At 56.2% G+C, this 2,726-nt stretch carries 3 protein-coding genes; 2 read left to right on the top strand and 1 reads right to left on the bottom strand.

All coding sequences use genetic code 11. The features are described from left to right. Window positions 1-798 precede the first annotated feature (798 nt). Together C814_RS11125 and C814_RS23520 are read left to right on the top strand one after the other, a co-directional pair. Entirely contained in the window at window positions 799-1,113 is a 315-nt protein-coding gene (locus tag C814_RS11125; protein ID WP_016317933.1) for a recombinase family protein, read from the top strand. Continuing rightward, window positions 1,113-1,283: a hypothetical protein gene (locus tag C814_RS23520; protein ID WP_022788336.1), complete on the top strand. Its 171-nt coding sequence runs from the start codon at window positions 1,113-1,115 to the stop codon at window positions 1,281-1,283. The genes C814_RS11125 and C814_RS23520 overlap by 1 nt, the downstream gene beginning before the upstream one ends. Window positions 1,284-1,600: 317 nt before the next feature. On the opposite strand, the gene C814_RS11120 is transcribed toward C814_RS23520, so the two are convergent. Further along, window positions 1,601-2,554 (bottom strand): tRNA modification radical SAM protein MnmL/YtqA, encoded by a 954-nt coding sequence (locus C814_RS11120; RefSeq protein ID WP_016317932.1) that lies wholly within the window; start codon window positions 2,552-2,554, stop codon window positions 1,601-1,603. Window positions 2,555-2,726 lie beyond the last annotated feature (172 nt).

The following is a 2,726-nucleotide window of genomic DNA, read 5'->3' as shown; positions in this document are numbered from 1 at the left end:
GCCCGAGCGTCGCGCGTAAGCGCGCTTCGGGCTGAAAGCCCGAGAAGCGAAGGGCGTTGTTTTGGTCGGGAACCCAAAACAACATGCGCCCGGTGGCCCCTCGCCCGTGAGGCAAACTGAGGGGGCATCGCGCGGAGCGCGATCTCGGCCTAAGAGCCGCCTGCGGCGGTTGGCCTCGAAACGCTCGCTGCGGCTCGCAGTCCGGGCCGCAGGCCCGAGAAGCGAAGGGCGTTGTTTTGGTCGGGAACCCAAAACGCCGCGCACCTTTCAGGATACTGTGCAACTGCACGAACAAAACGTGCCTGGTGCCCGCAATCTTTGTGCAGAAAAAATAAATAAAGATCAAAAATTTTTCTACTCTTTTTTTTGCGAAAATCTACAAAAAATGTTATAATAGAAAATAGGGGGAATCCTGCATTTTAGATCTGGCGATCCGGGGAGGGAGTGGACCGATATGCTTGAACACAGCAATCAATAAAGACCGGACGATCTTCCCATAGTGGCACCTGCGGGAAGCTCAGGGACAGGGCTTGTATAGAGGCAGGAAAACGGACGTATTTTTCATAAAAGGCGGGCGGGCTTTAGAGAGAAGAGGAGGACCGCTTCCACCGGAAAAAGACGATGTTTTCAGTTTTTCAGACAGCACCAGGTCGGAAAGCGGAGAGCCGCTCGTTTCTGACGCTCCCTGATCTTTAACTTGGGAAAACCGACGCGTTTTTTCCGGAAAGGCGCAGTTTGCAAGCGGCAGTTCTGCGGCATTTCCGGTGAGGCTTTCTCAGCTTATTAAGGAGGATAATTATGGATGCCGCGCTAATTGAGAAAATCAGAGAGATCATAGACGATCAGGAAAAATTCGATGCTGTTGCGGACGTTCTGGAGGCTGCCGAGCAGGAACGGAAGGAAAAGCAGAGACAGGGAATTTCCCGCGCGCAAGCGAATGGAGTACGGTTTGGACGTCCCCCAGCCCCCGTACCGGAGGATTTTCCTTCTATCTACCAGCGGTACAAAGAAGGCTCCCTGACCAGTAAGGAGGCCCAGACGCTGCTCAATATCAACAAGTATGCGTTTTACCGGCTGGTAAAAAAGTTCAAACAGAAGGACGACATTCCCTGATGCAGGTTCGCCGGATGGTTTATACTGTCCGGCGGGTTGTTTTTTCAGATGAAATCGGGTTTTCGCCATTGTGTAAATACATGGAAATTTCACAAGAGCTGTTTTCGGCCAAGGCGGCGGCTGTTTTGTCGGGACCGGTTTCCGCTGATGAAGCTGGTTCTGGATTTTGATGGCAAGTCCAGGAGCTTTACACACAGTCAGCCACCCCTGCCTGAGCAGGCTTTTTTTGCAGCAACTCTTTGCAGGCCGCAGAGGGGTGTCTGCCTTTTGCCTTGCCAGGCAGCAAGAGCCAGTCTCTGGCCGCCTCCGCTGCCAAATCCAGGCCATCGGTGAAGTGGGGGAGTGCGGCAAAAAGGCAAAACAAATAATTTCGCTAAATAAAAGTTTAGCGAAATTCAGGTGGGCCTTAATCCAGGAGTCCCTGTCCCGCAGGACCCTGTTATCTTTTGGGACTGCCGCCAGCGGACTGGCAGAGAAACGACGGCAGTCATACGGGCCGCGCCTGCTTCCAGCGTTTGCCCTGCCAGGAGTCCCGACGGGCAAGCTCCTTGTCGATCTCGTTGAGGACGCAGAGCTTTTTACGGCTCCAGTCCGGGCCGATCAGCGTATCGGGCGCGCCGTCGCCGGTGAGCCTGCCGATCACGAACTCTGGCGGGAACAGCTCGAGCTGGTCGCAGACGATCTGCACATAGGCTTCGCGGGTGAGCAGCGGGAATTTTTGTGTTGCAAAAGATTCGGCAAGCGGTGTGCCCGCGATCACGTGCAGCAGATGGATTTTCACGAGGTGCAGTTCCAACCCTGCGAGCAGACGGGCGGTCTCCAGCATGATCTCATGCGACTCCCCCGGCAATCCGTCGATGATATGCACCCCGACAGAAACACCGCGTGCGCGCAAACAAGCATATCCCGCCAAAAAATCGGAGAGACCATAACACCGGTTGAGCGCCGCGCCGGTTTGATCGTTGGCGGTCTGTAGCCCCAGCTCGACGGTTAGATAGGTGCGCTCAGAAAATTCCGCAAGCAGGTCGCAGACCGGTTCAGACAGGCAGTCCGGGCGGGTTGCGACCGCCAGCCCCACCACCCCCGGACAGCCGAGGGCCTGTTCGTAGACCTCCCGCAGCCGTTCGACCGGGGCATAGGTGTTGGTCCGAGCCTGTAGGTAGGCGATATGCTTTTGTGTGTCCCATTTTTGGCCCATCCGCGCGGAAATCTGTGCGAACTGGGCCGGGATTTCCTCCCGCGGGTCCCCGCCGAACTCCCCACTTCCGGTGGGCGAGCAATAGACACAGCCCCCGACGCCCTTGGTGCCGTCGAGGTTGGGACAGGACATCCCCGCGTTCAGGCTGACCCGCGAGACCTTCCCACCGAACCGCTGGGTCAGGTAGTAATGGTAGGTGTGGTACCGTTTGTTGTCGCTTGAGAGAGGAAAGGGGTTTTTCATTTTGTACCTCTGCAAAATACCTTGTTTTTCAAACCGAATCAGTGGCAAAGGCGGCATCCCAGACCAAAACGCCCCCACTCGCGGCTTTCTCAAAGGTGCGCGGCGTTTTGGGTTCCAGACCAAAACGCCCCCGCTCGCGGCTTTCTCAAAGGTGCGCGGCGTTTTGGGTTCC

Source organism: Anaerotruncus sp. G3(2012) (genome assembly GCF_000403395.2).
Taxonomy (GTDB): Bacteria; Bacillota; Clostridia; order Oscillospirales; family Ruminococcaceae; genus Anaerotruncus.
The sequence above is the reverse complement of the archived record's forward strand: the minus strand, read 5'-3'. Positions and strand labels throughout refer to the sequence as shown.